The following is a 25,618-nucleotide window of genomic DNA, read 5'->3' as shown; positions in this document are numbered from 1 at the left end:
AAAACCGAAAGGGAGGTTATTATGAAGGTAAAGAAGGTAACTAGTTTATTGCTTGCTTCATTAATGGCAATGTCAATGATGGCATGTGGTAGCTCTGGGGATGGTTCATCAGATGCATCAGCAGATGGTGGTGATTCTGCAGCAGCCACAGAAATGAAGGGCAGCGTAGAAGGCGAACTTACAGTTTCTATTTGGGATGAAAACCAGAGAGCAGGTTTGCAGGAAATCATTGATGAGTGGTCAGAGAAGTCAGGTGTAAAGGCTACAATCCAGGTAGTTGGCTGGGATGATTATTGGACATTACTTGAGGCTGGTGCTTCAGGTGGTGAGCTTCCAGATGTATTCTGGATGCACTCAAATCAGGCACAGAAATATATGGAAAATGACATGCTTATGGATTTGACAGATAAGATTGAAGCCAGCGACACAATCGACATGGCAAATTACTACGAAGGCATCGTAGATCTTTATCAGTTAGATGGTAAGCAGTACGCAGTTCCAAAGGATATCGATACAATCGCACTTTGGTACAACAAGACAATCTTTGATGAGATGGGTGTTGACTATCCAGATGACACATGGACATGGGATACATTCGTAGATGCAGCAGCAAAGCTTACAAACGATGAGCACTGGGGATATGCAATTGCACCTTCAAACAACCAGGACTCATTCTACAATGCAGTATATTCAATGGGTGGAGAAATCATCAGCGACGACAAGAAGTCTTCAGGCTATGACAACCCTAACACAATCAAGGCAATTCAGATGTTTGTAGATATGGTTCAGGACGGCTCTTGCCCAGACCTTAACACAATCTCAGAATCAGGCGCAGATGTACTTTTCGAGTCAGGAAAGGTTGCAATGGTAACACAGGGTTCTTGGATGGTATCAGCTTTCAAGGACAATGAATACACAGCAGCAAACTGTGACGTAGCAGTTCTTCCAAAGGATGCTACAACAGGTAAGAGAGTTTCTATTTACAACGGACTTGGCTGGGCAGCATCAGCAACAACAAAGAATCCAGATGCAGCATGGTCTCTTATTGAATGGCTCGGCTCTAAGGAAATGCAGGAGAAGCAGGCAGAGCTTGGTGTAACAATGTCAGCATACGAAGGATGCTCAGACCTTTGGGTTAACTGCACAGACGTATTCGACTTAAGCGGACATATGGATATGCTTGAAGCTGACTTAGTATTCCGTCCATATTCAAAGTACACAACAGTTTGGGAAGATATGCAGACAGAAAAGCTTAAAGAAGCTTGGACTGGCGAAAAGGATGTAGAAACAGTTTGTCAGGAAATTTGTGACAGCATGAATCAGACCCTCAGTGAGGAATAACTTCTTCTTTATTATTGTTTAAATTGCAGATAAAGGTGCAGTAGTCCATACTGCACCTTGTCTGTCTTAAAGCAGGAGACTAATGTTATGGATAAAAAAAGAGTTACAAAGCGCGAAAGAAGCGAATTTATTTGGGGATGGCTTTTCATTGCGCCAACAATGATTGGTTTAATCATCCTAAACATCATTCCAATTTTTCAAACTATATATCAGAGCTTTTTCAAAACTGGAGATTTCGGCAAAGGAAATATCTTTGTTGGACTCGGTAATTATCAAAGGGTTTTCTCAGATACTGAAGTATGGCAGGCACTGTGGAACACAATTAAATATGCAGTAGTTGAGGTACCAATCTCTATCATAATTTCGTTAGTATTAGCAGTATTTTTAAATGGAAAAATAAAAGGACGTAGTGTCTTTAGAACCATCTTTTTCCTACCAATGGTTGCAGCTCCAGCAGCAATCGCTATGGTTTGGAGATGGCTATATAATTCTGAATTTGGACTATTGAATCATATCTTGCCTGGAAAGACCAACTGGATTTCAAACCCGGACATTGCAATCTATTCAATTGCAATCATCGGTATCTGGTCAATCATCGGCTACAATATGGTTTTGTTTTTGGCAGGCTTGCAGGAAGTCCCAAGAGACTACTATGAGGCAGCATCTATAGATGGAGCAAATGGAGTACAGCAGTTTTTTAGCCTTACAGTTCCACTTATTTCTCCAACAATTTTCTTCGTACTGGTCACAAGAGTTATTGCGGCTATGCAGGTATTCGATGTTATCTACATGGTAATCGACAATAACAATCCAGCGCTCTTTAAAACACAGTCACTTGTTAGCTTGTTCTATAAATACTCATTTACACAGGGCAACAAGGGCTATGGAGCAACAGTTGTAGTAGTGCTTCTTGTGGTAATCATGCTTTTGACTGTGCTACAGATGGTTGGTCAAAAGAAATGGGTTCACTACAACTAATGTGAGGTGAGAATAATGGGACGTAAAAACAAGATAATTATTTATGTAATTCTTATAATCATGTCGTTTATTATGCTGGTGCCATTTGCATGGATGGTGCTTACAGCCTTTAAGACAGTAGGCGAATCTACTCAGATGGATCCATTTGTAATATTTCCATCAAAGCTTCGGGTAGATAATTTTGTAAAGGTTTTGCATAATGTCAACTTTGGACGACTATATTTCAACACAATAATGGTGATTGCCCTTAGAGTTTTGTGCGCAGTATTAACAGCAACTCTAGCTGGATACGCTTTTGCCAGACTTAAGTTCAAGGGCAGAGATTTGATGTTTGGATTGGTTCTTTTCCAGATGATGATTCCATCACAGATTTTCATCATCCCTCAATATGTAATGGTAAGCAAACTTGGCTGGACCAATTCCTTACTTGGACTTTTATTCCCTGGTCTGGTATCAGCCTTTGGAACCTTCCTTCTTCGCCAGGCCTACATGGGCTTGCCAAAGGAACTGGAGGAAGCAGCACGACTGGATGGCTGCAACATCGGTCAAACATTCCTCTTTATCATGGCGCCTCTTACAAAATCAGCCATGGTAGCCCTAGGAATCTTCACAGCAGTATTTGCTTACAAGGATTTGATGTGGCCAATGATTGTTTGCCCAGACACTAACAAGACAACCCTTGCTAGCGCACTTTCAAAGATGCAAGGACAGTTCTCTTCAAACTATCCAGAACTTATGGCTGCAGCATTAATCGCATGCTTGCCAATGATTGTTCTTTATGTCATTTTCCAGAAGCAGTTCATCGAAGGTATCGCTACATCAGGTGGAAAGCTTTAATAAAACCCAATACATTAAAGGAAGCCCAGGCGTTTGCTTGGGCTTCTTTTATGTGAAAGTACTGTCAGGGAAAGTGATAGGGGTGGTAGAAATATGAAAGAGGTTTCAGAGTGTGCCGATTTCGTTGACACAGATTTTGCGAAATGACTATAATTTAGTTAGTACTTAATAAGGAATCTTATTAGGGAGTTAGGGGATAAAAAGGAGGATAATGTATGAAGTTTTTACAAAAACTTGGTAAAGCCCTTATGCTACCAGTAGCGGTATTACCTCTATGTGGTCTTTTAATGGGTATCGGATACGCTTTATGCCCAGCAACAATGCAAGGAGGAGACATTACCGGTGCAAAAATGCTTATCGGTTTGTTCCTGGTAAAAGCTGGTGCAGCTTTAATTGACAACATGGCGCTACTTTTCGTAATAGGCGTCGGTGTTGGTATGTCAGATGATCATGATGGTACAGGTGGTGTAGCTGCTCTTGTTTCATGGTTAATCATGACAACACTTCTTGGCACTGGATTTGTTACAACAATCATGCCATCAATTGCAGAAAGTGCTACACGCACAATTGCATTTGATAAGATTGCAAATCCATTTATTGGTATTCTCGCCGGTGTAATTGGTTCTTTGTGCTACAACAAATTCAAAGGCACAAAGCTTCCAGACTGGCTTTCATTCTTTAGTGGTAAGAGAAGCGTAGCAATTATCTCAGGTCTGGTTTCTATCTGTGTATCTGCTGTATTGCTCTTTGTATGGCCATTACTTTTCACAGGCCTTGTAGCAATCGGCACTGGAATTTCAAAGATGGGAATCGTTGGAGCTGGTATCTACGCATTCCTTAACAGACTTCTTATTCCAACAGGCCTTCACCACGCACTTAACAATGTATTCTGGTTCGATACAATCGGACTTGGCGATTTAACAAACTTCTGGGCAGGCAAGACATCTGCTGATGTTTCATGGGATTTAGGACTTTACATGTCAGGCTTCTTCCCATGTATGATGTTTGGTATTCCTGGTGCTGCAATCGCAATGATTAGACGCGCAAAGACAGGTAAGAGAAAGATTGCAATCGGTATTCTTTCATCTGCAGCAATCTGCGCATTCGTTTGCGGTGTTACAGAGCCATTCGAGTTTGCATTCATGTTCCTTGCTCCAGGTCTTTACGTAGTATACGCACTTCTCTATGGTGTGTTTACAATTATCACAGGCTTGGTAGGATTTAGAGCTGGATTCTCATTCTCAGCAGGTGCAACAGATTTAATCTTCTCAGCATCACTTCCAGCTGCTCAGAACACATGGATGATTATTCCACTTGGCATCGCAGCATTTGTAGTATTCTACCTTGTATTCTATTACATGATTGGTGCCTTCGATTTCAAGACACCTGGTCGTGAGGACGATGAAGAAGACTATGTTGAAATTGATAAAGATGCAAAGCTTTCAGATAACAACTACGCTGTAGTAGCTTCAAAGGTTTTAGCTGCTCTCGGCGGAAAAGAAAACATCACATCAGCTGACTACTGTGCAACAAGACTCCGACTTGAAGTAAAGGATCAGTCAGTGATTGATGAAAAAGCTGTAAAAGCTGCTGGTGCTGCCGGCATGATTCGACCAGGCAAAACCTCAGTACAGGTAGTCATTGGAACTCAGGTACAGTTCGTATATGACGAATTCAAAAAATTACTATAATTCACATTCCCATAACTCCATTCTAGAATGTAAAAAGACCACAGCGAAAGCTGTGGTCTTTTTCTATGTTGTAATATTTTTTTATACGTCTGGAACGTTAGGAACTATGATTTGAACTTCCTGATTTGAAGCGGCGTTAATTTGGATATCGCCCTTGGCTTTCTTTCCCACAATTTTGATTAATGAAGTTCCTTCTTCAACATCGATATTTAAAGTTCCTTCTGCTGTGGCATCATCGAGGTTTTCCCAAAGTGTAATAACTTCTTTATCAGGAGTTATCTCAATAATTTTAAAATTACCTTTTTCCACATCAAAGGAATAGTCAAGTGAAAACTCACTGGTTTCATCAGCCGTTAAATACCAAATATAGTCGTTTCCAGTGAACCCTTTAAATTGTAAATCAACAGAGTCAGAAGTGACATTTCCCAGCCTTTCAGCATAGGTATAGCTGCAACTGTCGTCAGCAAGAACAGAATCATCATCGTAACCACGGCTCTGCATATCAGTAATACTGTTGCTGCAGCCACCTAATAACAATCCTAAAACGCTAAGTGTTGTAATAATTATATGTTTTCTCATGATAAAAATCCCCTTAAATGTATTTATAGGGATAAGTATACACATATAATATTACGTGGTCAATTGCTGAATCTACAAAGGAGAAATATTTTTCTCAATCTCCAAGGCGGATAAAGTACGCTTGTATTTTTCAGCTTTGAAGAATGAGTCGTTAGCAAAATAGTAAGAGTATAGAACATCTATTAATATCAGCAGAGATATTTGTGGGGAAATCTTGGTGCCTTTTTCAAGCTCCTTGAGGTAGGCAACTTCAACGATTTCATCGCAAAGCTCTGCTAATTTTTTGTCTTTTGAAGCTGTGAAAAGAACAACTCTAGCACCGTTTTGCTTTGCTTTTTTTATACCATCGATAACCACCTTTGTAGTTCCGCTGATAGAAAAAGCCAAAACTAAAGAACCTCTTTTTACTAAAGAGGCATTCATGGCAATCATCTGTGAATCCGTAATTGCGATAACATCTAGACCCAGTCGCATGAAGCGAAGCTGGAATTCGCGGGCAACATACCCGCTAGAACCCATGCCATACACTGGGACAGTGTACTCGGTGTTGCTGAGCTTGGTGGCAATCCGGCGCATCTGATCTTCATCAATCAAATCAAAAGCCTTCACCATAATGTCTTTATAGTTTTTGCGAACTGAGCGAGTGATATCAGAGATTTCTTTTTCTTCTTTCTCAGTGAAGTAATCCTTGAAATCAAGCTCGTACATGTAAACAAATTCGCGGTAGCCTTTGAACCCACATTTCTTGGCAAAACGAGAAAGAGTTGCTTCAGAAACATATAGCAGCAAGGAGATATGCTTTGATGAAAAATCGCTGATTTCAGTGTTCTCCAAAAAGTAATCTGCAACTTGCTGCTCTGATTTGGTCAAATTATCGTAGGCTTCACGTATTTTATCTTTAGTTGAATCAACTGTTGACATATTTACCTCTTACAATGACTTGTTTAATACTAAAATCTGATTTATTAATTATAACAAAATCAGCCTGCTTGCCAATAGTGATGGAACCAACTGTGTCGTACACGCCAATTGCCTTTGCTGGATTTCTAGAAGCGCACAAAATAGCGTCTGCTAAAGGAATGTTCATTTCTTTTACAGCGGTCATCATGCAGTCAAAGAGGTTAGTAGCAGAGCCTGCGATAGTGCCATCATGAAGAGTTGCCAGGCGGCCCTTTACTGTGACCGGCTGACCACCAAGCTCGTATTCTCCATCAGGAAGCCCAGTGGCACGCATAGAATCACTAATCATGATAAGCCTGTCTGCACCGAAAACCTTGTACATCATATTTACTGCAGCAGGATAAACATGGATTCCATCGCAAATAAGCTCGGGGGTGACATTATCATTTTCTGCAGCAGCTCCGATTGGCCCTGGCGCACGATGTGTAAACGCAGGCATGGCATTGAAGAGGTGAGTAAGGTGCTTTGCACCAGCGTTAAAGGCTGCCTTGCATGTGTCATAGTCAGCAGTGGTGTGAGCCAAGGATATTCTTGTTTCGGCCTTTGCCTTTTCAATGAATTCCATAGCACCCTCTGTTTCAGGAGCAATATCGCATAAACGAACTGAATTACCACTGGCTACGTTTATACGGTGGAACATATCGTAATCTGGGTTTTGTATATACTTAGGATTTTGAGCGCCCTTCTTTTCAGGTGAAATAAAAGGGCCTTCCATGTTGATGCCATGAATGGTTGCAAATCCTTCTGTGTCATTATCGTATTTACGATAGTCTGCAACAGCCTTAGCGATAGTAGTAAGAAGCTCTTCTGGATATGTCATGGTTGTTGGCAGGATAGAAGTGACGCCTACGCTTGCCTCGTATTTGGCCATAGCAGCAAGTGCTTCCTTTGTGCCATCACAAGCATCAAAACTCATGCATCCATGGAGATGTATATCACACAAACCAGGGATAACATAGCAATCGTTGGCATCAAATATTTCTGTATCGCTAGATGAAGTAACATCCTGGCCGATATCCGAAATCAACCCATCCTTACAAACAACGTCCACCTCATCAAATTTTCCATCTTCTAAAAACACGCTACCGTTAATTATTTTCATTTTTAATCTCCTTGATTGAATCGGTAAATCGTTTTGTGATCAGCTGTGGCCTGGTGATTGCGCTGCCAATAACAGCGCAGTGACATCCAAGCTCAAAGGCCTTTTGAAGCTGAGCTACCTCCCAAATGCCGCCTTCGCAAATTACAGGAATACTGAGTGTGGCGACAAGCCTTTCAAGCATGTCAAAATCCGGTAATTGCCTGTCTTCAGTTTCTTTGGTGTAGCCAGCGAGAGTAGTGCTGACAATATCGAACCCAAGCTTCTGGGCATAAACACCTTCTTCGTAGGTAGAGCAATCTGCCATAAAAAGGATATCCGGATACTTTGCGCGAACTTCCTTGAAGAAGCTGTCTAGTGTAATGCCACCTGGCCTGATTCTATCTGTGGCGTCAGTAGTAATGATATCCACCCCAGTCTCAGCGAGAGCATCGATTTCTGTCAGGGTAGGAGTGATGTAGATTTCTGAATCATCGTATTCTCGCTTCCACAATCCGATAATAGGAACATCAGTAGTCTTTTTTATCTCGGCAATGTCATCAGGCCCGTTTACTCTGACTCCAACTGCGCCGCCTTCTACAGCCGCCTTCGCCATCCTTCCCATAATGAAACTACTATGGAGAGGTTCGCTATCAAGGGCTTGGCAGGAAACCACCAATCCACCTTTTATATGATTTAAAATTTGAGAATTATGATTCATAGGTAACTCCTTATGCATCTATTTTAAGTAAGATATTTTTATTCCTCAATGATTTAGCCCATTTATGAAAGTACTAACATCACCACACCCTGATATGGGATATGTGCCTGAAAGCCGTTTCAGAAGTGCTCTGTTTAATTGACGCTAAACTCTGGCGGTCCATATAATGAGTTTACAAAAGAGATAGCGCAAACTCTGAACACATATTGTTAGTACAATAATAACATAATAAAACTGAGGTATTTAAGAAATGAAGATTTACAAAGAATTGGATTATGATGCTGTAAGCAAGAGAGCAGCAGCCCTTGTAGCAGCTCAAATAAAAGAAAAGAATGACAGTATCCTTGGCCTTGCCACAGGATCATCACCTGTAGGCATGTACAAGGAACTAGTGGAAATGTACAATGCAGGCGAAATATCTTTCAAAAATATTCGCACCGTAAACCTGGATGAATACGCAGGCCTCGCAGACGATGATGTAAACAGCTACCACTACTTCATGAACCAGCACCTATTCTCAAAGGTAGACATCGACCCTGCAAACACCCACTTACCAAACGGAATTGCGACAGACCCTGATGCAGAATGTGCATCCTACGAAGCAATGGTACAATCTTTAGGTGGAGCAGACCTTCAGATCCTCGGGCTTGGCGAAAACGGACACATCGGCTTCAACGAACCAGGCACACCGTTCACCGAAGTCACTCACCTAGTAGACCTAACCGAAAGCACAATCCGTGCCAACTCACGCCTCTTCGAAAAAATCGAAGACGTCCCAAGACAGGCCTACTCCATGGGCATCAAAACCATCATGAGCGCCAAGCGCATCTTACTCATCGTAACCGGCACCGCCAAAGCAGACGCCCTGGCCAAAGTCCTCACAGGCCCCGTCACCGAAACCGTGCCAGGCTCAGTCCTCCAAACCCATCCTGACGTAACCGTAATCTGCGACGAAGCCGCCGCATCAAAACTCTAAAAAAAATATAAAGAACTATAAAGAACCCGCAGGGGTTAAGGTTTTTTAGATTCAATTGATACAGTAGGCTCTAACCGGATTTAAGAACCGAATTCACCTAGATTGAGGAAATCATATAGCAGAGCAGTAATTGGGTTATTATTGAACATTTTAATAGTGTAAAATGTTTGTTTAAATACTTGCAAATAGTTGAATTTAAGATAATATGAGATGAAGGAATAAAATAAGGTATGATATAGGTTAATATAAACGATGAAAGAAGAAATGTCATATTGTAAAACTATAGGTGAAATTCTAGGAAAAGAACGTAAAGACAAGAAATGTTCAAACAGAGAAATTTGTCGAGGACTGTGTAGTGCGTCAACATATAATAGGTACGAAAATGATGCTGTACAGCCTGATAAATTTTTGCTAGATGCATTTCTTGAAAGACTTGGAATAAATCCTTTACACATAACATATATAGCTAGCAATGATGAGACGAAGATTATGAATCTTAGGAAAGAGATTATGACATTAGTAAGTCAAAAAAATATAAGAGAAGCAGAAATAAAAATTTCTGAATACTCTGAGATGAGATTTGTGAAAAATGAAAGACTTCACAAGCAGTTTATATTAAAGGTAAAAGGAGATATATCTTTAATAGAGAATAATATCGACGAAGCATTAAGATTATATAAAATGGGGTTAAAGATTACGCAAAAAGGAGATTTTACTCAAGGTAGGTTTTATTCCAGAATTGAAATGTATTTGTTTATAAAAATAATAAGAATTGAAAATAAATTTAATGATTTGTTTTGGTTAGAAAAATACCTACGCAATGCGGATGATAATAATATATTAAAACAATCATATTATTCTGAAATAGTGACGACAGTTGTGAACTGCTGTAAAAATATCACTAATTGCAAAAAAATATATTACCTAAATAATGCAATTCAATATAAAAGAGCAATAGGTCAATTTAAGGATATAGAGAAAATGATATACATAAAGCAATCAATAGGGACAGAACTTAGTAATAATGAGGAAATAATATGTAAATGTTTTCCAATAATAAAGGAGGAGTTAGGTTTAAATTGAGTTTATTTGCAATAAAAAATGTTTTAAGAAATAGAAGAGATGAGTTACAAATAACGCAAGAAGAATTATCTGAAGGAATTTGTGATGTATCAACATTGGCAAGATATGAAAGAGGTTTGATTACTCCAACAAATGAAAGATATTTAGAGTTGCAGTATAAAATGGGCAGAACAGGAGAAAGATATATTTTGCCATATGATATGGCCGTTTTTGTGGATGCAAGATACTATAATGAATATGAACAGATGCTCCATGAAGGAAAATATGATGAGATATACGAAAACTTACATGCTATAGAAGAGAATCTGTGTTATACAGGAACAAAAGAATATATGCAGTTTATTGGAAGAATAGAAATACTAAAAAAAAGCAACGATATTTCAATTACCTATGAACTGGAGTCATTACTAAGGAAAACAGTAAACGAGTATAAGGATGGAATAGTTCCGTTAACGAAAATATATAATGATACTGAATTGCATATTTTAAACAGTATAGCTATAGGTTATTGGAATGATGGTAACAAAGAAAAGGCATTGCATATATATGAACAATTAATAAATTACTTTAATAGTGCAGAGAGTAATTTAGGAAGTCTCATTTGCAATAAGATATATCTTAATTATTCAAATTATTTAGGGCTATCTTTGGAGTACGAAAAAAGTATCGAAATTATAAAAACTGCTATTAAAATAATATGGGAGAGTGAGACTCAAGAATATCTATATAATTATATATTTAATTTGGGCTGGAATGAATATTATATAGGTGTAAGAGATGAAAAAATAACATTAATAGAAAAAGCTATAGCGCATATAAATACGGCTATAGCAATAGCTTCTTATATGGATGAACCACCAAACAAGATAGAAGCCATGGATGGATTTTTAGGAAGTATTTATTGCTCTGGTTCTAAAATGCAAGACACAGAATAAGATTCTGTTACAGACACAGAATTTTTGTTTAATAAAGGTAAAGAGGTAATTGTGAAAACAATACACATCATAACTAGAATGAAATTCAATTTTTTCATACATGTAATCTCCTTTTATATATTCATGTTATTATTTTATTAGAAATGAAGATGAAGCAACAGGGCATATCGCGCAACATTATATTGCGTGATATGCCCTGTTATATTTTTATCTAGTAAGCTAACATACAAGAGTAAGGAGACCAATATGAAAAAAATATTCATTTATAAGTACAATCCTCTAAATATAGGATTAATAGACTGTAAGGATTTAATTGTAATTGCAGAAAGTAGTCAGAAATCGAATTATGAAAAGGGGCTGTATAAATACATAAAAATTTTTTATATAGAAAAGATCGAAATGCAATCAGCTATACGTATTGTGGATAAGATCAATAATAAAGAAAATATTGAAGAAATCTTTACTCTAGATGAGACAATAATGGATTGGGTTGGGGCACTAAATGATTATTACTGTAAACATGAATCACAATTTTTAAAGAATACAATCTTTAAAGATAAATACTATATGAGGTGCTTTTTTGATGGAACAGTTGAACAACCAAAATATAGTGAGGAACTAGATGAAAAGATAAAATTTGAAGTAATAAGAAAGCCAAGAAAAAAATCATGTGCCGAGGGCATTGTTTTATGTAATAGTGAAATAAAAGGTGATAAAAAGATATCTAGTGAAGATTATATTTATGAAGAGTATATTTCTTATGACCAAATGTTCACCAGTGATGGATACGCATGTAATGGGAAAATTGTTCGTTTTTTTTCACATTGTTATGATGGAAAAATACTTGAAGAGATATGGAAACATAATAAAAGAGAAAAATATATTCTGGCATATACTAATAAATACTATTGGTCAGATTATGCAGTTATTACACGTTTGTACGAGGAAACTTCTAGAATCATAGAAAAGTATGCAAAAAATATTGTAATTCCGTTTCATTTTGAATGGTTCTATATCAAAGAGAGCAATAGCTTTATATTTTGCGAAGGTGCTTGCAGATTTGGGGGTTCTAGAATTCCACAAATGATTACTGATTCTTTTGGAGTAGATGTTTTAGGAGAATATTGGGAGCATAAAATAAATAATATAAGCAAAGAAAATGTAGATATGGAAAAAGTTCTCCTGCGGCCTATAAGAATTTCAGGAACATATAATTCATTGATTACGAAAGGAACAAAAAAAGATGTATCAGAAATAGATGATAATTCTATAAGAGAATTTATTTCATACGTCAAACCGGGCATAAAATACGAGAATGCTAAAAACGTATCAGAACTATCGTTTCTTTGCCGATTTTGTGTAAACGATTGGGATGAATTTACCATTATAAAGAATAAAATATCGAATTATTCAGAAGCAACTATCGTAAGAGGTTAGGGAGAAGTTAGATGAGCAAAGATAATATAGTGATTTTATCTCCAGGAAGCAATACGTATTTTAAGGTAGAATCATGGACTAAACGGCTCCATGATAAAAATATTTATATCATTATTAACAAAAGACATGAAAATGATTATATCCATAATAAACCGTGCAATGTTCATATCTTTACGGTTGCCAAGTGGGATGAAAATGAAGTTTATAAAAGAATTCAGGAGATAAATAAAAGAGAATCCATAGACCTGATTTTTTCATATCTTGAAGAGGATGTAATACTTGCTGCTAAGATACGCGAAAGATTAAATATAGAGGGGCAATCACTTATATCTGCAAAATCATTTAGAGACAAAGTAATTATGAAGGATATAGTAAAAGCGGCCGGATACAGGGTACCAAAATATTTTAAAGTAATAGACTATGAAGATTTTGAACAATTTGCAAAAGAAAATAAATATAGAATTGTATTAAAACCTACTGATAAAGCAGGTGCAGAAGGGGTTTTCGTTATAAGGACAAAAGATGAGTACGAAAAAATAAGAGAACATCAAAATAATATAATAAAAAATGAATATATGTGTGAAGAATACATTCCTCATAATATTTATCACATAGACGGATTGGTTATCAATAATAAAGTAAAATATATTTTTGTTTGGGAATATCTAAAAAACTGTATAAATTTTAAAAATGAAAAACGAGGAAGTACAATCTCTAAAACTGTAATGGCGGGAACGGATACATATGACAAACTACAGAATTATGCCAGAAAAGTAATAGAGGAATTTGATACACCAGATAATTATTTATTTCATCTTGAAGTATTTTATGATGGAAAAGAAATAGTTTTTTGTGAAATTGCTTCTCGGATGGGAGGAGGGAGAATAATACAGTGCATAGAGAATGAATTTGGATTTAATCCAATAGAAGAGTTGCTAGTAGCGGAATGTGATCCAAATAGAATCATAATTAAAGATAATTTAATGTTTACTGATGAGTATGCTTTTATCTTATGTGGCGTGGAGGAAGGAAGGGTAAAAACTATTCCAAGTAAGCTGCCATTTGATGAGGTATTTGATTACTATACTTTTGCTACAGAAAATAAAGAATATAGAGCACCAGAAACGGTGGCACAGAATGTAGCGGCTATATGTGTTAAGTCATATAAAGGAAAAGAACTAAGAAACAAAGTTATAGAAATAGATAATTGGTACAAAGAACATTGTACATTTGAAAAAGGTAAAAATTATGAGTGAATTAATAAATAGAAATATTGAAGAAACAAACACTGAAGTTTGGCATTATAGTGGTTTAGTTTCGCCTTTTAACCAATCAAAGATTTTAGTACATTCTGATAAATTAAAGGAGCTAAAGCACAAACATATAGTTACTCCTATATGTTGCGAAATCGATTTGGCAGATGGATTTTGTAACAACAAGTGTGTGCATTGTTTTTTTGGAACAAATGAGAAACAAAATCCTGTTTTCATGAATGTTGATAGGCTAAAGAGGCTTTTAATTGAACTTAAGGTATTGGGAGTAAAGTCAATTGAATTCTCAGGTGGGGGAGAACCTACAACACATGATGATATTAGAGAGATTGTTAAATATGCGTATGAATTAGGGTTTGATATAGGAATTGTAACAAATGGATTGCTTTTGAATAGATTGAGTGGAATGTACCATATGTTTAAATTTATAAGAGTAAGTGTTGATGCGGCAACCCCAGAATTATATAAAAAAATACATGGTGTGGATTGTTTTGATAAGGTCATTAATAATATTAGGATGGTTGTTGAAAGTGGAAATAACAAAAACATAGGCATAGGATATCTAGTTACGGGTGAAAATAACGAGGATATTGTTCTTGCAGCTAAATATTTTGGTGAATTAGGATGCCGATTTGTACAATATAGACCGGCATCTGTTCTATACGATGTAGATAAAGATATATGGAAAGATAGTCATGATAAAGTCTTAGAGGCAGAAAAATATGCAAGTGACAACTTTCAGGTTTTTGATGCAGGAATTAAGTGGATGCATATTGAGGGAAAACGATATTATAAAAAATGCACTACAAGCTGTTTAGTTGCGGTAATAAAGGCAAATGGTGATGTTCCAATGTGTGTTCTTAAAAGAAACGACAGGGAAACAATATTGGGAAATATATATGAAAGTAATTTCGAAAATATATTCTTTTCTGATTTACACTCGAATTTAATAAAATCAAATAATCTCAATAATTGCAGGAAACCTTGTAAACATGATTCTTACAATATAATGCAAGAAGCAATTGATTATGACTACATTCACTTAAATTTTGTATAGGAAGAATATGAGAGTAAGAGATATTTTTAGAGAGTACTACGGAAAAGAGTACAAAGAGATCGAAGAAAAAAGTCTTATTGGTAGTGAAAATGGTAATACCAATTACGTTATATCAAGCTTTGATAACATTGTTTCAAAAATATATAGCGATGAAGAAAGATTTAAATATTACACAATTCAAAGAACATTTAGAACAAAACCTTCGCATGAACCTCTCTGGGGAAAAGATAGCTTTCTATTACCTTTCAACATAATGATGAGTACTTTTTGTGACTGTACAACAATTAGAGAAGAAATATTAAAGGCTATATTTTTTTTGAGAAAGTTGAATATAAATCCTGCAGATTTAGTTTATGTATGTACACAAAATGACAAAGAAATTGTTGACGAATTGAAGAAGGAAAAAGAAGGTATAAAAAGCTCAATATGTGTAAATGAGAGAGCCTTAGCTTGGAAAGCAATAGTAAATGGAAATCCTTTAGAGGGGCATTACCTAAAAATTTACAAAAGGCACTACACCGGTTTTGTACTAGTTGTTGATTGTACAATAATCAATCTAGTGAATAGACAGATTGTTGATATTTCATATTCAGAGTTGGTACTGGAAACATTGAATAGTGGAAAAAACACAATATATGAATGTAGGTTGTTAGATGAACTGATTTTAAAAAATAATTATTTAAAGATAGGTGATAGGTATAAATTCTGTGCAATGTTTATTTCAATAATGGCAGTATTAATTGATGGAGGAATTCCCTCGGCGTCAAAATTAGGTAGTCCTATTCGTAAATTAATAAAAAATGTTTATTACGAAATATATGGAGATATAAATTTGATAATAAATAATATTGATATTGCTATAAAAGCTTTAGAAAATTATGAAATATCAACAAGAAATAATAAGGAATTATATATTGACATTTGGAAGAGAGAATTTGTACGAATAGAAAATATTAATAGACAAGGTAATGAAAAATTGGTTGAGTGTTTCAAGAAACTGTGGAAATACAAAAACTGCGTGTATGATAGTCTAAAGTTTTTAGAAGATACATATGGTATAGATCATCGTTATTCTTTAGAAGTATATACAAGAAATTTTGAAAAGGAAAAAGAAATAACTATGATGCAATTTGAAGGAAAACATCCAACATGTGCAATCCCATTAGATATAAGTGAGAAGGATGATTCTTTAGAATTTTTGAGCGAATTATTTGCGGAAAGGCTTTAAAATGTATGCAGATATTGATGTTGCAAAAGAAATATTAGAAGAAGCATATCTTCATAACCCGGGTTTATGGAGAGAACATAGTTATAGTGTTGCGTACGCGGCAAAGAAAATTGCAAGTAAAACAGCTATTATTGACGAATCGAAAGCATATTCATTAGGTTTATTGCATGATATAGGCCGAATAAAAGGTATATATCAGTTAAAGCATGTTATAGACGGATATAATTATATGATGGAAATGAATTTTGATGAAAATGCCAAAATATGTATGACACATTCATTTCCAATAAAAATTGTAGATGCGTATAGTGGAAAAAATGATTGCTCTAAATCTGAAACAGAAAAAATACAATTGTTTTTGAGTAATAATGAATATGATAATTATGATTATTTAATACAACTATGCGATGCAATTGCGATGCCATCTGGAATATGTTATTTAGAAAAAAGATTAATTGATGTAGCCATTAGAAATGGAGTTAACAATTACTCAGTTGCAAAATGGAAGTCTTTTATACAAATAAAAAATTATTTTGATGACTTGCTTAATGATGATATATATAAGTTGTTTAATATACTATGAAAGAAAAAATAACCGGTAGGAATGAAAAATATTTATTAATAAGCAAACTAACAACATATATAGGGAATATAGTATTCGATTATGCAAATAATACTCTAATTGTAAATGTGTATTATTTATATCCAATGGTACTTGCGATATATCAGAGTTCTGAAAATATAATAGCAATTATATTTAATCTGATGGGGGGAAGAGCTGCTGATATAGGGAATAAGAAAAAAATATTGATAATAACAGATACCTTAGCATCTATCGTATGTATTATTGTAAGTATTTTTATAAATGCTAGTTGGGTAGGTTTATTATTAATAGTGGCCAATGTGTTTTTAGCTATATTAAAGAGTTACAATTCGCCAGTATATAAAGCTATTGTAAGTGAAATTACAATTAAAAATCGCCTGAGTAAATATAATTCTTTATTGAATATAGGAACTTCAATATTTAATGTGACAGGACCGATTATTGGCGTTGCATTGGTCAATGTAGTAGGAATAAAAGGGGCTTTATTATTTGATGCTGCTACTTTTGCAGTATCTGCCATATTTGAAGCTAGAATAGAAACTGTAAAAAAATATAATGTGAAAAAAAGCACTAAAAAACTATCTTGGATAAATGACATAATAAACGGAATACACTATTTGACTGCAAAAGGAGAAGTGCTGGAAATTGTAATAATATCTTCAATAGCAAATTTTTTTCATGCTGGTTATAATTTACTATTACCATATACTAATTATATTTATAGCGAATTTATAGATAATTGTTACAGTAAAATACTTGTATCTCAGGCATTGGGCGGTTTATTGGGTTCGATATTATGTCTAAAGTTTGGAGAATTATTTAAAAGTAGAATGATGAAGTATATTTTGACACTATCGGGCGTTATATTATTATTTACAATCGATTATCCGAAAAGTTTACAGTGGATATTATTAGTACCATTTGTTTTGTTTTCATTGTTGTCATCGATTTTTAATATATTATTCATTTCATATGTGCAAGAAAATACAGATAATAGTTATCAGGGGAGGGTGTTTAGTTTGATATATACGATGGCAATCTTATTTGTTCCTCTGGGAAGTTGTTTTTTTTCTAAAGTATTAAACTTCACTAATAATAATGGATTTAGAATAATTGGAATTGGAATTATGGCAATTTCATTGCCTTTATATTTAAAAAATTATATATGTAAGAAGGAATAAGTAAGCCTGTTAAACTATCTTTAATTGATAAGTTTAACAGGCTCGTTTTAGGTCTATTTAGTATTCGCCGTTTTTGTACTTTGTGATGAGCTTTTCGATACGTCCGTATGGGTTGAGGAGCTCTGAGATTGAGCACTCGTGGTTGAGAGTATCGATGATGTATGCGATGTACTTTGACATGTCGCATTTGATGAAGTAGTCACGTGCTGTGATTTCTTCAGGAAGGTATGTGAGGTTTGTTGTAACCACCTTGTAGATTACGCCATCCTCAACGGCCTTGTCGAACTTCGCCATACCGTTTGTGAAGAGTCCGAATGTAGCTACTACGAAGATGCGGCTTGCGTTGCGCTTCTTGAGCTCTGTAGCTACGTCTATCATTGACTCGCCAGAAGAAATCATATCATCTACGATGATAACGTCCTTGCCAGCTACGTCGTTTCCAAGGAATTCATGAGCTACGATAGGATTACGTCCGTCTACGATGCGGCTGTAATCACGACGCTTGTAAAACATACCAACATTAACACCAAGAACTGAAGCCATGTATACGGCACGCTTTGTACCACCTTCATCTGGAGAGATGATCATAAGGTGATCGTTGTCGAGCTTTAAGTCCTTGCAGTTCTTAAGGATGCCCTTAAGGAACTGGTATGTAGGAGAAACTGTCTCAAAGCTGTGAAGTGGAATAGCATTCTGTACACGTGGGTCGTGAGCATCAAATGTGATGATGTTGTCTACGCCCATGTTTACAAGTTCCTGAAGTGCCATAGCACAGTCAAGAGATTCACGAGCACTTCTGCGGTGCTGTCTGCCTTCATAAAGGAATGGGATGATAACTGTGATGCGCTTAGCCTTTCCCATTGCTGCTGCGATGATACGCTTTAAGTCACAGAAGATGTCGTCTGGACTCATGTGGTTCTCGTGACCACAAACGGTGTATGTAAGGCTGTAGTTTGTAACATCTACGAGGATGTATAAATCAAGTCCTCTAACTGATTGGTTGATGATACCCTTTGCTTCGCCTGAACCGAAACGTGGGCAATCAGCCTTTACGATGTAAGAATCGCTGCGGTAACCTGCGAGAGTAATGATTGACTGATCACTCTTGCGCTCCTGTCTCCACTGAAGAAGATAGTCGTTAACGCGTTCTGCGATGGCTGTACAGCTCTTGTGAGGAATAATTCCTAGCTCTGCCATAGGTGGTGTGTTTTCCAACACGATTTCATTGTTTGGCATGTTTTGCTCCTTGCTAATATTAAATTAATTATTTTGATATTACTTTTTTGATGCGAATATCATTTCCAATGAGCTTGATAGTCTCATAGTTAGAGAATACTCGCGAAGTAATACGTTCGCTGTAGGTGTCTCTTAAATCTTCAAGAGAAAAATTAGTTGAAATTATAGTTGATTTACTACGAAGTAATCTTTCATTTAAGCATTGAAATAGGCGTGCTGTAGTGAAAGAATTCTGAAACTCTGTGCCTAAATCATCGATGATTAATAAGTCACAATCGAATATTTGATCATGAAGATCCGCTACGTTTGCGTTCTTCTTAAAAGTCTGTTCTTCGAAAACTCTGAAAAGCTCTGATGCTGTGAAGTAAATAACAGATATGCCTTCGTCTAAAAGAGCTTTTGCGATACAGTTGGAAAGAAAGGTTTTTCCACACCCTGTCTGTCCAAGCAACAAGAGATTACCACCTTTTTCCCTAAAATTCTGCACAAAGTTTTTCGCTCTTTCTAGCGCTATTTTAGCATTTGAACGAGCATCTATATCAGAATTATCCTCATAATAATCCTCATCGTATACATTTAAATCAAATGAATTGAAGTTTTCCTTGGCAAGAATGTTGCTGATATTAGACTGTCTGTAGACAATGTTAATAGCTGCCTGCTTGAAGCAATGACAGCGTTTTCCATTGATATAGCCAGTGTCTTTGCAATCAGGACAATCGTATGGTGGCTCAAGATAATCCACAGGGAAACCTGCAGATTTAATAAGCTGCATACGACGTTCCTTTAGCTGAGAAAGCTTGCGCTTTGAGTCAGCGGAAGCTTCAGAAATACTTTTACCTTCAAAGATAGCAGTGATAGAAGATACTGAAACCTTTGATACTTCGTCATCTAGCTCTGAAAGGGCTGGAACAGCAGAGTATAACTCTTTTGTGCGGTAAGAAACAATCTGGTTGTTACGTGACTGCTTGTGACTGTATTCGCGCATAAGTGCGTCATACTGCTCATTAGATAATGCCATAAATTAACCTCCCTTTAGTGCCCAAGAAGCTTCTTTTCAAGTGCTTCAAAATCATAATCTCTCTGTGAGAAATTATGGAACTTGTTGTTGGCCTTTGCGCGGGCCGCTGTGGCGTTGTTTGCCTGAGCTGCTTTTGCACGGTTAGCAGAAGAAAGCTTGGCAACAGATGCCTTTGTAAATTCCGAATCAAGCTTGGCAATGTCATCAAGAGACTTTACTCCTGAATTGTGCCAGCTGGTAATGATTGTATCTGCATATTTAAAGCTTGGTTTGTTAGTCTGGGTGATGGTGCGTTCGCAAGCTTCTGTGATGATATCAAGTGAGAAGTTGTAAACGTTAACCCATTTGTCGATGTAGTTTAACTCTGAATCAACTAAATCGCGATTTCCGATGCCAAGTGCACGCTTGATTGTGTAAGCTGCGTTTGTATGTGCACTGCTAGATTTAATTGCTTCAGCCACTGTAGTGATTCCATCGTCGGCCCAGTTACGAGCAACAGTGTCCATGTAGTGGATGCTGCTGTGACCTTCGTCGATGCTGGTCTCAATAAGATACTGAATCAAATCAACAGACATGTGGAGACTGTCGTACCAGAATAATAATGTGTTCATATCTGTTACAGAAAGTGGTCTCTTGAAGTAAGTCTGTGTAGCGAAAATAAGATCGCTAACCTCATCGTTCTCCTTGAAAGCATCAAGCTGATCTGAGCTGTAGCTTGGTCTGAATGGTACAGTGTTGTTAATAGCCTTATCTGAAACTGCAGGTGCGCCTGTGGCAGCAGCGACAGAAGCTGGAGCCGCAGTGGTAGGTGCAGTGTAGTTTACTGATGTGAATGAGTGCATATCATTCACATCCACTAGACAGATTCCTGAAAGCTCATTATCTGCAGAGTACTCAAGACGAAGCAAGCCTACTTTCTCCCAATAAGTAAATGCACGCATTACATCTTTTTCTGTGTGGTCTAAGCAGTCCGCCAACTGCGAGATGGAAAAATCAAAATCCTCTCGATTAAGACAACGAAGCAGATAAAGGTAAATCTTTACGTACTCTCCATTGGCATCTTTCATGTAATCGTCAATAAAAGTATTAGAAATGCAAGTAAAACCAGTGTTAGTGCTGGTATGTAGCATGATGTCAGCCATATTCAAATCCTCTCCCTCTTAATGAACCGAATTATATCAAAGTAATTCTGAAAAGAAAAGAGGCGAGACCCCGCAAACCCTTGTAAATAAAGGGTTTGTGGCTTCTGTGGATAATGTGGATAACTATTATGACCCATTGAAAATAGGGCATAAAAAAATCCACATTTTCGAGGGGGATAAATCCGTTCAAAAATGTGGATAATGTGGATAACTATTTCTGAAGTAGATGTTCGCCTACTAAATACACATTTCCTGCGCCCATAGTTATCAACAAGTCGTTGTTTACAATATTTTTTTCTAAAAATTTTTCACATTGGTCAAAAGAACCCAAATAATGAACTTCGGTTCCTAGCTTTTCGATTCTATCTGCAATGTCCTTTGAGCTTACACCGTAGATGTCTGGTTCTCTAGCTGCGTAGATGTCTGCAAGAACTACAACATCTGCTGCTGAAAGAGCCTTAGCAAAATCGTCAAGGAAGCTAAGTGTACGAGTGTATGTGTGTGGCTGGAAGCAAACAACCACTCTGTTGTGTGGGTAGTTTGCAGCAGCTGCAAGGCTGGCAGCGATTTCTGTTGGGTGATGAGCGTAGTCATCGATTACAGTTGCGCCATTGAAATGTCCCTTAAGCTCGAAACGTCTGTGAGCACCACCGAACTTTGCAAGTCCTGCCTTGATATGGTCAAATGAAATGCCCATCTCAGTAGCAAGTGCGATAGCAGCAAGTGAATTGCTGATGTTGTGGTCGCCAGGAACGTTTAATGAAACTCTTTCCATAGCCTTTCCGTTGAATATAGGAGTAAAGCTAGCAAAGCCCTTTTCATTATATGTAATGTCTGTAGGATAAATATCAGCGCCTTCCTTAAGAGAATAGGTGATAACCTGACACTTTAATCCCTCAGTGAAATACTCAACGTCATCAATCTCATTATTAATAATAAGAATACCGTCGTCTGATGTGTTGCCGGCAAACTTCTTAAATGAAGCCCGATAGTTCTCAAGATTCTTGAAGAAATCAAGGTGATCTGCTTCTACATTAAGAATAATGTTGTATTTAGGGAAGAATGAATGGTAGCTGTTTGTGTACTCACAAGCTTCTGTAATAAATACATCGCTGTCGCCAACATGAACATTGCTTCCAATAGCATCCAAGATACCGCCTACAGAAATAGTAGGGTCGTCTGCAGTCTCAAGGAGAATCTGGCTAACCATTGATGTGGTTGTTGTCTTGCCGTGAGTTCCTGCAACGGCAATTGAACGAGTGTAGTTCTCCATAATCTCACCGAGGAGCTCAGCTCTTGTAAGCATTGGCTTGCCAGAAGCTTTTGCAGCAGCGAACTCAGGGTTATCCTCACGGATTGCAGCAGTATAAACAATAAGGTCGATATCTGAAGTGATATTTTCAGCTGCCTGTGGATAACTAACCTTTGCTCCAAGTGATGCTAAATGAGCTGTGAGATCACTTTCTTCTCTATCAGAACCAGAGATAGTAAAGCCAGCGCCAAGCAATATCTCAGCAAGGCCGCTCATGCTTATTCCACCGATTCCAATAAAGTGAACGTGTATCTTGTTATTAAAATCAATTTTGTACATGAAAAATTTCCTTCTTTATATATTATTATACCCTCAATAATTTAAACCTAAAAACCTTGAGTTTCAAGGTACATTATATGAATTAGTAAAATTTACGGGGAATTGTCTAACTATTAACGATGTTATAGTAAAAAATTATGAATATTATTGCACCAAAATATTCACTTTGTTATACTAAATGTACAAGATTGTGAATTTAATTACAATTCACAACGGGGAGTGCGTTATGCACATCCTTAACTGACACCATGAGAAAGGCAGATGATAGGATGATTAGAAAAGAAATGATTGCCATGCTTCTCGCTGGCGGGCAGGGAAGCAGACTGGGGGTTCTAACTTCAGATGTAGCAAAGCCAGCAGTTTCTTTCGGAGGTAAATATCGAATAATCGATTTCCCTCTGTCAAATTGTATCAATTCGGGAATTGATACCGTTGGCGTACTTACTCAGTACCAGCCATTAGTCCTTAACTCACACATAGGAATTGGTATTCCTTGGGACTTGGACAGGAATAATGGTGGTGTGACCGTTCTTCCTCCTTATGAGAAGAGCGACACAAGTGAGTGGTATTCAGGCACAGCCAACGCCATTTTCCAAAACCTTAAGTACATGGAGAACTATAATCCAGAGTATGTATTGATTCTCTCAGGAGATCATATCTACAAGATGGATTATGAAGCCATGTTAGATTTTCATAAGGCAAAAGGTGCTGATGTTACAATCGCAGTAATTCCAGTACCAATCGAAGAAGCATCTCGATTTGGAGTTGTTATTGCTGATGATGAAAAACGTATCAGCGAATTCGAAGAAAAGCCAGAGCATCCAAGAAGCAACCTTGCTTCAATGGGTATCTATATATTTAGTTGGAAGGCATTAAAGGAATCACTCCTTGCTCTCAAGAATCAGAGCAATTGCGATTTTGGTAAACACGTTTTACCATACCTCCACGAAAAGGGAGCTCCAATGTATGCCTACGAGTTCAACAGCTATTGGAAGGATGTAGGAACACTTGGATCATATTGGGAAGCCAATATGGAGCTTATTGATTTAATTCCAGAGTTTAACTTATATGAAGAGTTCTGGAAGATTTACACTAATCAAAATATCATTGAGCCACAGTTTGTTGCATCTACTGCAGTAGTTGAAAAAGCAATAATTGGAGCAGGTGCTCAGATTTATGGAGAGGTGTACAACTCAGTTCTAGGCGCAGGTGTAGTAATTGATGAAGGCGCGGTGGTTCGCGATTCAATTATTATGGAAGGCGCAGTTATTGGAAAGAACTGTGTAGTAGATAAATCGATTATCGCCGAGAATACAGTCATAGGCGAAGGAACAAAAATCGGACAGGGAGCCGAGGCTGAGAGCAAGCTTAACGCCAGCATCTATTCATTTGGATTGGCAGTTATCGGGGAGAACTCAGTTGTTCCAGCAAACGTTACTATAGGTAAAAATACAGCTATCAAGGGCGAGACTAGCGAAGCAGATTATCCTGACGGACAGTTGGCTAGTGGCGGCTATATTATCAAGGCAGGTGATCGAGTATGAAAGCATTAGGTATTATTCTAGCAGGTGGAAACAGCAGTAGAATGCATGAGCTTACTGAGAAGCGCGCTATCGCAGCGATGCCAGTAGGTGGAAGCTATAGATGTATTGATTTTGTCCTTTCAAACATGACAAACTCACACATCCAGACAGTTGCTGTGCTGTCGCAGTACAACGCACGTTCATTGAACGAGCATCTTAATTCAGCAAAGTGGTGGAACTTTGGTAGAAAGCAGGGAGGTCTCTTCCTATTTACACCAACAGTTACAACAAACAATAGTTGGTGGTACAGAGGTACAGCCGATGCCATTTGGCAAAATATTGATTTCTTAAAGAAAAGACATGAGCCATATGTTATCATTGCAAGTGGTGATTGTGTTTACAAGCTTGATTTCAATAAGGTACTTGATTACCACATTAAGAAACAGGCAGACATCACAGTAGTGTGCGCAAAGTTGCCAGAGGGTGACGACATCAACCGCTACGGTGTTGTAGAGATGGATAGAGACGGCAGAATTACAGAGTTCGAAGAGAAGCCAATGGTTGCTACTTCTGATATTGTTTCAGCTGGTGTCTATGTCATCAGAAGAAGAGCTCTCATCGATTTGCTTGAGGAGTGCAATAGAGAGGGCAGGTACAATTTTGTAACAGATATTCTCATTAGATACAAAAACATGAAGAGAATCTACGGCTACAGAATGGAAGGTTATTGGGCAAATCTTGCAGACGTAGATAGCTACTTCAAAGCAAACATGGATTTCCTTAGAAAGGATGTTAGAGATAACTTCTTCCATACTGAACCAGGAGTTTTCTCAAAGACACACGACCTACCACCTGCTAAATACAACACAGGTTCAAAGGTTACGAATTCATTGGTTGCAGGAGGATGTATCATTAACAGTACGGTTGAGAATTCTGTACTATTTAAAAAGGCCTTTGTTGGCAACAATTCGGTTGTTAAGAATTGTGTCATTTTAAATGGAGCATACATAGGGGACAACGTGCACGTAGAGAATTGCATTGTTGAAAGCCATGAGACATTGCTCAGCGGATCCACATATATTGGGGAAAACGGAGTCCGCATAGTTACCGGAAACAAAAACAGATACGATATGCCAGTTGGGGAGGTATAA

23 protein-coding genes are annotated in these 25,618 nt (G+C 37.1%); 15 read left to right on the top strand and 8 right to left on the bottom strand.

Annotation, left to right across the window (positions count from 1 at the left end; all coding sequences use genetic code 11):
- Positions 1 to 21 precede the first annotated feature (21 nt).
- The 4 genes from E7274_RS03425 (at position 22) to E7274_RS03410 (ending at position 4,847) form a co-directional block, all read left to right on the top strand.
- Positions 22 to 1,341 carry an ABC transporter substrate-binding protein gene (locus E7274_RS03425; RefSeq protein WP_304173732.1) on the top strand — a complete coding sequence of 440 codons (1,320 nt, stop codon included), beginning with the start codon at positions 22 to 24 and terminating at the stop codon, positions 1,339 to 1,341.
- An 87-nt stretch (positions 1,342 to 1,428) separates the two neighbouring features.
- Entirely contained in the window at positions 1,429 to 2,319 is an 891-nt protein-coding gene (locus E7274_RS03420) for a carbohydrate ABC transporter permease (RefSeq protein WP_090482318.1), read from the top strand.
- A 15-nt stretch (positions 2,320 to 2,334) separates the two neighbouring features.
- A complete protein-coding gene (locus E7274_RS03415) occupies positions 2,335 to 3,156 on the top strand; it encodes a carbohydrate ABC transporter permease (RefSeq protein ID WP_304173730.1) in 822 nt (273 codons plus the stop codon).
- A gap of 215 nt (positions 3,157 to 3,371) precedes the next feature.
- Complete coding sequence (locus E7274_RS03410; protein WP_304173728.1) at positions 3,372 to 4,847, top strand: PTS transporter subunit EIIC; 1,476 nt, start codon at positions 3,372 to 3,374, stop codon at positions 4,845 to 4,847.
- An 81-nt stretch (positions 4,848 to 4,928) separates the two neighbouring features.
- Here the strand turns inward: E7274_RS03410 and E7274_RS03405 are convergent, their stop codons facing one another.
- The 4 genes from E7274_RS03405 to E7274_RS03390 form a co-directional block, all read right to left on the bottom strand.
- A complete protein-coding gene (locus E7274_RS03405; RefSeq protein WP_304173726.1) occupies positions 4,929 to 5,426 on the bottom strand; it encodes a hypothetical protein in 498 nt (165 codons plus the stop codon).
- A gap of 72 nt (positions 5,427 to 5,498) precedes the next feature.
- Positions 5,499 to 6,347, bottom strand: coding sequence for a MurR/RpiR family transcriptional regulator (locus tag E7274_RS03400; protein ID WP_052169744.1), 849 nt, complete (start codon positions 6,345 to 6,347; stop codon positions 5,499 to 5,501).
- Complete coding sequence (gene nagA / locus E7274_RS03395) at positions 6,334 to 7,488, bottom strand: N-acetylglucosamine-6-phosphate deacetylase (RefSeq protein WP_304173724.1); 1,155 nt, start codon at positions 7,486 to 7,488, stop codon at positions 6,334 to 6,336. The genes E7274_RS03400 and nagA overlap by 14 nt, the downstream gene beginning before the upstream one ends.
- Positions 7,475 to 8,185, bottom strand: coding sequence for an N-acetylmannosamine-6-phosphate 2-epimerase (locus tag E7274_RS03390; RefSeq protein ID WP_304173722.1), 711 nt, complete (start codon positions 8,183 to 8,185; stop codon positions 7,475 to 7,477). The genes nagA and E7274_RS03390 overlap by 14 nt, the downstream gene beginning before the upstream one ends.
- Before the next feature lie 250 nt (positions 8,186 to 8,435).
- Between E7274_RS03390 and nagB the strand changes: the two genes are divergently transcribed.
- The 9 genes from nagB to E7274_RS03345 all read left to right on the top strand — a co-directional run bounded on the left by nagB (position 8,436) and on the right by E7274_RS03345 (position 17,957).
- Entirely contained in the window at positions 8,436 to 9,161 is a 726-nt protein-coding gene (nagB, locus tag E7274_RS03385; RefSeq protein WP_304173720.1) for a glucosamine-6-phosphate deaminase, read from the top strand.
- Positions 9,162 to 9,413: 252 nt separating this feature from the next.
- On the top strand, positions 9,414 to 10,244 hold the full coding sequence (locus E7274_RS03380; RefSeq protein ID WP_304173718.1) for a helix-turn-helix domain-containing protein: 831 nt from the start codon (positions 9,414 to 9,416) through the stop codon (positions 10,242 to 10,244).
- Complete coding sequence (locus E7274_RS03375) at positions 10,241 to 11,179, top strand: helix-turn-helix domain-containing protein (protein WP_304173716.1); 939 nt, start codon at positions 10,241 to 10,243, stop codon at positions 11,177 to 11,179. The genes E7274_RS03380 and E7274_RS03375 overlap by 4 nt, the downstream gene beginning before the upstream one ends.
- Positions 11,180 to 11,425: 246 nt before the next feature.
- A complete protein-coding gene (locus E7274_RS03370; protein ID WP_304173714.1) occupies positions 11,426 to 12,616 on the top strand; it encodes a hypothetical protein in 1,191 nt (396 codons plus the stop codon).
- A gap of 11 nt (positions 12,617 to 12,627) precedes the next feature.
- Complete coding sequence (locus E7274_RS03365; protein WP_304173712.1) at positions 12,628 to 13,872, top strand: ATP-grasp domain-containing protein; 1,245 nt, start codon at positions 12,628 to 12,630, stop codon at positions 13,870 to 13,872.
- On the top strand, positions 13,865 to 14,944 hold the full coding sequence (locus E7274_RS03360) for a radical SAM protein (protein ID WP_304173710.1): 1,080 nt from the start codon (positions 13,865 to 13,867) through the stop codon (positions 14,942 to 14,944). Before E7274_RS03365 ends, E7274_RS03360 begins: the two co-directional genes overlap by 8 nt.
- 7 nt (positions 14,945 to 14,951) lie before the next feature.
- Positions 14,952 to 16,172: a hypothetical protein gene (locus E7274_RS03355; protein WP_304173708.1), complete on the top strand. Its 1,221-nt coding sequence runs from the start codon at positions 14,952 to 14,954 to the stop codon at positions 16,170 to 16,172.
- Between the two features lies 1 nt (position 16,173).
- Complete coding sequence (locus E7274_RS03350; RefSeq protein WP_304173706.1) at positions 16,174 to 16,755, top strand: HD domain-containing protein; 582 nt, start codon at positions 16,174 to 16,176, stop codon at positions 16,753 to 16,755.
- Positions 16,752 to 17,957: an MFS transporter gene (locus tag E7274_RS03345; RefSeq protein ID WP_304173705.1), complete on the top strand. Its 1,206-nt coding sequence runs from the start codon at positions 16,752 to 16,754 to the stop codon at positions 17,955 to 17,957. Before E7274_RS03350 ends, E7274_RS03345 begins: the two co-directional genes overlap by 4 nt.
- Positions 17,958 to 18,014: 57 nt before the next feature.
- Here the strand turns inward: E7274_RS03345 and E7274_RS03340 are convergent, their stop codons facing one another.
- The 4 genes from E7274_RS03340 to murC all read right to left on the bottom strand — a co-directional run bounded on the left by E7274_RS03340 (position 18,015) and on the right by murC (position 22,944).
- The gene (locus E7274_RS03340) at positions 18,015 to 19,193 is read right to left on the bottom strand and encodes a ribose-phosphate pyrophosphokinase (RefSeq protein WP_304173703.1); all 1,179 of its coding nucleotides are present in this window, start codon (positions 19,191 to 19,193) and stop codon (positions 18,015 to 18,017) included.
- Between the two features lie 28 nt (positions 19,194 to 19,221).
- Positions 19,222 to 20,211, bottom strand: a complete 990-nt coding sequence (locus tag E7274_RS03335) for an ATP-binding protein (protein ID WP_304173701.1) — start codon at positions 20,209 to 20,211, stop codon at positions 19,222 to 19,224.
- A 14-nt stretch (positions 20,212 to 20,225) separates the two neighbouring features.
- Entirely contained in the window at positions 20,226 to 21,353 is a 1,128-nt protein-coding gene (locus tag E7274_RS03330) for a DnaD domain protein (protein ID WP_304173698.1), read from the bottom strand.
- Between the two features lie 211 nt (positions 21,354 to 21,564).
- Positions 21,565 to 22,944, bottom strand: coding sequence for a UDP-N-acetylmuramate--L-alanine ligase (gene murC, locus E7274_RS03325; protein WP_304173696.1), 1,380 nt, complete (start codon positions 22,942 to 22,944; stop codon positions 21,565 to 21,567).
- A gap of 269 nt (positions 22,945 to 23,213) precedes the next feature.
- Here murC and E7274_RS03320 point away from each other — a divergent pair, with 269 nt between their 5' ends.
- Positions 23,214 to 24,488 (top strand): glucose-1-phosphate adenylyltransferase, encoded by a 1,275-nt coding sequence (locus E7274_RS03320; protein ID WP_044939391.1) that lies wholly within the window; start codon positions 23,214 to 23,216, stop codon positions 24,486 to 24,488.
- Entirely contained in the window at positions 24,485 to 25,618 is a 1,134-nt protein-coding gene (gene glgD, locus E7274_RS03315) for a glucose-1-phosphate adenylyltransferase subunit GlgD (RefSeq protein ID WP_044939015.1), read from the top strand. Before E7274_RS03320 ends, glgD begins: the two co-directional genes overlap by 4 nt.

This window comes from Pseudobutyrivibrio ruminis (assembly GCF_015057245.1).
Classification (GTDB): Bacteria; Bacillota; Clostridia; order Lachnospirales; family Lachnospiraceae; genus Pseudobutyrivibrio; species Pseudobutyrivibrio ruminis_E.
This window is presented reverse-complemented; position numbering and strand designations above follow the sequence as displayed.